This is a genomic window from Micropruina sp., from assembly GCF_027492755.1.
Lineage (GTDB): Bacteria > Actinomycetota > Actinomycetes > Propionibacteriales > Propionibacteriaceae > Micropruina.
In genome coordinates this window covers 1-4543 of sequence record NZ_JAPUED010000164.1, presented here as the reverse complement: position 1 = coordinate 4543, position 4543 = coordinate 1, and the positions used below count along the sequence as shown (strand labels likewise).

General features: G+C 70.7%; 7 protein-coding genes. 6 read left to right on the top strand and 1 reads right to left on the bottom strand.

Annotated features, from left to right (window positions below):
• Positions 1-264: 264 nt before the first annotated feature.
• From Q0066_RS11525 to Q0066_RS11500, 6 genes are all read left to right on the top strand, one after another.
• Positions 265-642, top strand: coding sequence for a DUF202 domain-containing protein (locus Q0066_RS11525; RefSeq protein ID WP_298133034.1), 378 nt, complete (start codon positions 265-267; stop codon positions 640-642).
• Positions 642-992 (top strand): DUF202 domain-containing protein, encoded by a 351-nt coding sequence (locus tag Q0066_RS11520; RefSeq protein WP_298133032.1) that lies wholly within the window; start codon positions 642-644, stop codon positions 990-992. The genes Q0066_RS11525 and Q0066_RS11520 overlap by 1 nt, the downstream gene beginning before the upstream one ends.
• A 69-nt stretch (positions 993-1061) precedes the next feature.
• On the top strand, positions 1062-1484 hold the full coding sequence (locus Q0066_RS11515) for a hypothetical protein (protein ID WP_298133031.1): 423 nt from the start codon (positions 1062-1064) through the stop codon (positions 1482-1484).
• Positions 1481-1786 carry a transcriptional regulator gene (locus Q0066_RS11510; protein ID WP_298133029.1) on the top strand — a complete coding sequence of 102 codons (306 nt, stop codon included), beginning with the start codon at positions 1481-1483 and terminating at the stop codon, positions 1784-1786. Before Q0066_RS11515 ends, Q0066_RS11510 begins: the two co-directional genes overlap by 4 nt.
• A 219-nt stretch (positions 1787-2005) precedes the next feature.
• A complete protein-coding gene (locus Q0066_RS11505) occupies positions 2006-2728 on the top strand; it encodes a YhfC family glutamic-type intramembrane protease (RefSeq protein WP_298133027.1) in 723 nt (240 codons plus the stop codon).
• 78 nt (positions 2729-2806) lie between these two features.
• Entirely contained in the window at positions 2807-4093 is a 1287-nt protein-coding gene (locus Q0066_RS11500; protein WP_298133025.1) for an amino acid permease, read from the top strand.
• Positions 4094-4140: 47 nt separating this feature from the next.
• Here Q0066_RS11500 and Q0066_RS11495 read toward each other — a convergent pair.
• Positions 4141-4543, bottom strand: a 403-nt coding sequence (locus Q0066_RS11495; RefSeq protein ID WP_298133023.1) for a methyltransferase domain-containing protein, incomplete at its 5' end; no start/stop codon positions are given.

The window sequence follows — 4543 nt, the reverse complement described above, 5'->3', positions numbered from 1 at the left end:
CCGGGAGCCTGTTGGCCGGAGGCAGGCTGGCCGGGAACTGGTTGACCGCCCCAGCCCGCACCCGGCCCGCCGGGTGTGCCGGGTCCGCCGGGTCCACCAGGAGGTGGGTATCCCTGCCCGCCTTGCCACGCGCCGGGGTCTGGGCCACTGCCTCCCGGGGGAAAAGGTCCGTTCTGACTCACCTGCGTGTCCTTTCGATGAGGCGACAGTGTACGGTTCAGCGGGCCCGGGACGACACGGCACCCCGGCGCTATTCTCAGCGGCATGCAGCACGAGGAAGCAGGGGGCCGCTGGCCGACATCGGTCTACGGGGTCGGCGACGAGCCCGATCCCCGATTCAGCCTGGCCAACGAGCGCACCTTCCTCGCCTGGATCCGCACCGGCCTGGCCTTCGTCACCGCGGGGCTCGGCGTCGCAGCACTGGCCCATTTCGCCCCGGCGACCGGTAGCCGCTTCATCGTCGCGGCCGTGGTGATGCTGAGTTGCGGCGTGCTGTGCGGCTTCACCGGCTTCACCCGCTGGGCACGCAACGAACGCGCGATGCGACTCGGGACGCCGCTGACCCGACCCTCGGTGCTGCCGATGCTGTCGGTCATCCTGTTGCTCATCGCCGGCCTGGCTGCCTTCAGCCTGCTCAGCTGATGGACGGCCCGGTCGAGCACCCCGGCGGCGTGTGGGATCCCGGTCTCCAGCCGGAACGGACGTCGCTGGCCTGGCAGCGGGTCAATCTGGCCGGGTTGGGGGCGAGCCTGGTCAGTGCCCGGCTGGTCACCGAGGTGGCACCCGGGATCGGCTACACCCTGGCGGCGCTGAGCGCCGCCGTGGCCGGCGCGGTCACCTTCATCCACAGCCGCCGGCTGGCCAGCACCCTGGGGGCACTGTTCGTGGGACGCCGGCTCCCGGACGCCCGCGCGTTCGCGCTGCTGGTGCTGTTGCTGGTGCTGATCGCGTTGGGCGGGCTGCTGTTCGTGATCGGAGGCACGGTTCTCTAGGGAGCTCCCAGCCGACTCGATCCGAGGAAAGTACTTTCCAGAATGGAAAGTACTTGCTAGGTTGGAGACATGGAACCGACGAACTACCAGCTCGCCCTCAGCCAGGCCGACGAACTGGCGCTCCGTGGCCACCGTTCGGCGCGCTGGCTGGCTCGCTACTACCTGATCTTCGGCGTCGCATCGTTGCTGATCGCGCCGGCCTTCGGCGTCCTGCACGGCCTGGCCTGGACGATCGTGCTGACCGGGCTGTGGGGTGCGCTGATCCTCGGGATCAGCCTCTATGCGGCGAAGCAGCGCACGATGGTACGTGGCGGCGCCCGGATCCACGGCTGGGTGATGGCGGTGTGGACGCTGGTCTGGGTGGTCACCGTCGTACTCGGCAGCAGCTACGACCTGGCCTGGCCGTGGTGGCTGGCCGGCGGCATCGCGATGCTGGCCACCTGTTTCCTGGGCGCCCGGGCGGTGCTGCGTCGGACGAGGCACCAATCATGATCGACGAGCAGTTCCACTCCCCCGTCCGGTTCTCGATCATGGCCTCCCTGGTCGGCCTCGACCGGGCCGAGTTCGCCTTCGTCCGCGACGCCATCGGGGCCTCCGACTCAACGCTGTCGAAGCAGGCCGCGGCGCTGGAGGCGTCCGGCTACCTGAAGATCACCAAGGGCCACGTCGGCAAGCGACCCCGCACCTGGTATTCGCTCACCGATCAGGGCCGGACGGCGTTCCGCGGCCATCTGGACTCGCTGCGCTCGCTCGCCGAAGCCGCCGCCGAGTACACCGGCCAGGGCTCCGGCTGACGCTCTGATCCACTGACCCCGTCGGTCGAGCTTGTCGAGACCCTGACTAAAGCGCCACAAGGGGTTTCGACAAGCTCAACCAACGGCGGAAGAAGCGCGACCCACAGCTGCCGAGAGCGCTGATCTGCTCCCCATCTTCCGGGCCTTCGGCCCGTCCCGCTCCTACCCCGGCACCGCCGTGCCCGAAACACGGCCCACCCACACCCGAGAGGAATCGTCATGCCCATTTCCGTCACCCAACTGCTCGCGATCATCGTCGAACTGGTCCTGATGCTGGTGCTGCCCGTCGTGGCGGCGGCCTGGTGGTGCCGACGCCGGCGGGTGCCCGGCTCGGTGCCGCTGATCGCCGCCTGCTGCTACCTGCTGAACCTGGTGGTCAACGTGCCGTTGGTGGCCGTGGTGTACCCGGGGCTCGGGCTGCCGCCGCTGGCCACCTTGGCGCTCACCGCACTGACCTACGGGGTCTGTGAAGAGCTGGCCCGCTGGCTGTCGTTCCGGATCGGCCCGCTGCGCCGGCACCGCGACGGCGACGGCGCCATCGCGGCCGGCATCGGGCACGGCGGCACCGAGGCGATCATGTTCGGGCTGCCCTACCTGCTGGGCACCCTCAGCCTGCTGCTGGCGCCGTCGTCCCTACCGCCGGAGACCGTCGCCCAGCTGAGCGCCGCCGACCCGTGGCTGTTCATCGGGACCGGGCTCGACCGGCTGCCGGCGATGGCAGGCCACCTGGTCTTCGCGCTGCTGATCGTGCTCGCCTACCGGAAGGGCGCGCGGTATCTGCTGCTGGCGATCGTCGCGCACGCTGCTCTCGATTTCACCATGTTCGCGCTGCGCGACTACGCACCGATGCCGCTCTTCATCGCGATCTGGGCTCTGGTCGGGGTGGCCGCGTTGCTGCTAGCCGTCCGGCTGTGGCGCCGGACGCCGGCAGCCGCGGTGTAGGCTCCGCGGGCCGGAGGGCACATGCCGGCCAGGCGGAGCAGAGTGACGCAGAGCAGATGACACAGTGACGCAGAGCAGATGACACAGAACACCCGGAAACACCCCGACGCCGGACGATCGAAGGCCGCTTCGGCGGGCGGGCTGTCGGTCGGCCAGGGAGCCGCACTGAGCATCGGCGCGGTGCTCGGCACCGGCGTCCTGACCCTGCCGGCGCTGGCCGCCGAGATCGCCGGACCGGCCAGCCTGCTCTCCTGGCTGGCGCTGATCCTGTTGTCGGTACCGCTGGCCGGTACCTTCGCCGCGCTGGGCGCCCGCTACCCGGACGCCGGCGGTGTCGCCACCTACGTCCGGCGCGCCTTCGGTGACCGGACGGCGGCGATGATCGGGTGGTGCTTCTACACCGCGGTGCCGGCGGCCGCACCCGCGGCGGCGATGATGGCGGGCCGGTATGTGGCCGATGCGATCGGCGGCGGCAGAGCCACCGAGATCACCACCGCCGCCGTGCTGACCGTGATCGTCTGGGCTTTGAACGCGGTCGGGCTGCGCCTGTCCGGCCCCGTGCAACTCGGGTTGGCCGCCGTCCTGGCCGCCCTGATGGTGCTGACCGTCGTGGTGGCGCTGCCCCACCTCCGTCCGGACGCCGTCGGCCCGCTGCTGCCGCACGGCTGGGGATCGGTAGCCGCGGCGGCCGGCCTGCTGGTCTGGGCGTTCGCCGGCTGGGAAGCCATGTCGTCGCTGGCCGCCGAATACCGTGATCCGGCACGCAGCGTGCCGCGGGCGACCACGATCGCGCTGATCACCGTCGGCGTGCTGTACCTGGCGCTGGCCGCCACCACCATCCTGGTGCTCGGTCAGCGGGCCGGGGCCAGCGCTGCCCCGCTGTCCGACCTGATGGCGTTGGGCATCGGACCGGTGGCCCGTCCGGCCACCGCCGTGGTGGCGGTGCTGCTCACCATCGGCACGATGAACACCTTCTTCGCCGGGGCCGCCAAGCTGGGTGCCGCGCTGGCCCGGGACGGCGCACTGCCGGACTGGTTCGCCCAAGGCAGCAGCGCCGGTGCGGTGCCGCGGCGCAGTCTGCTGATCGTCGGCGGTGGCGCATTGCTGTCATTGCTGGTGACCAGCGTGGCCGGGCTCGATCTGACGACCGTGATGCTGCTGGCCACCAGTTCCTTCACCGCGGTCTACCTGGTCGGCAGCGCCGCCGCCGTCCGGCTGCTGCCGCCCGGCTGGGCGCGGCGCGGGTCGGTCATCGCGACGGCCGCCTCGCTGGCGTTGGCGGTCAGCATCGGCGCTCCGATGCTGTGGCCGGTCGGGGTATCGGTGGCCGCTGCGCTCTACCTGGCGTTCCGGCGCCGGGGCTAGGGGTTGCGAGAGTGCGGCAGGAGACGTTTCCGCGCTGAGTTGGCGGACTATCCGGCCTTGTCGGCGCGGATGAAGGCGCTGGCGAAAGCGCCGGTCAAGCCGGTCACCGCGTCCGCCTCGGTGAGACCGCCCGGTAGCGCGTGCGTGACGGCGCCGGCGAGGTCGTGGAGATCCTCTTCGGTGTATTCGCGGGTGAGTTGCACGGTGGCGTTGTCGAAGCCCGCGTTGCGCAGCTTCGCCCGATAGTCCTCGGTGGTGAGCGCGCCGGAGATGCAACCGGTCCACAGCTCGACCACGGTCATCAGGCGCGGCTCAAGATCACGCAGCAGCACGATGTCGGCGACAGCGAACCGGCCACCCGGGCGCAGCACCCGGAACGCCTCGGCCAGCACCCGGTCCTTGTCGGTGGAAAGGTTGATCACGCAGTTCGAGATCACCACGTCGACGCTG

Excerpts from the sequence above, each read along its gene's own strand:
- Q0066_RS11525 (WP_298133034.1), top strand. The coding sequence starts at position 265 with ATGCAGCACGAGGAAGCAGGGGGCCGCTGGCCGACATCGGTCTACGGG.
- Q0066_RS11520 (WP_298133032.1), top strand. The coding sequence starts at position 642 with ATGGACGGCCCGGTCGAGCACCCCGGCGGCGTGTGGGATCCCGGTCTC.
- Q0066_RS11515 (WP_298133031.1), top strand. The coding sequence starts at position 1,062 with ATGGAACCGACGAACTACCAGCTCGCCCTCAGCCAGGCCGACGAACTG.
- Q0066_RS11510 (WP_298133029.1), top strand. The coding sequence starts at position 1,481 with ATGATCGACGAGCAGTTCCACTCCCCCGTCCGGTTCTCGATCATGGCC.
- Q0066_RS11505 (WP_298133027.1), top strand. The coding sequence starts at position 2,006 with ATGCCCATTTCCGTCACCCAACTGCTCGCGATCATCGTCGAACTGGTC.
- Q0066_RS11500 (WP_298133025.1), top strand. The coding sequence starts at position 2,807 with ATGACACAGAACACCCGGAAACACCCCGACGCCGGACGATCGAAGGCC.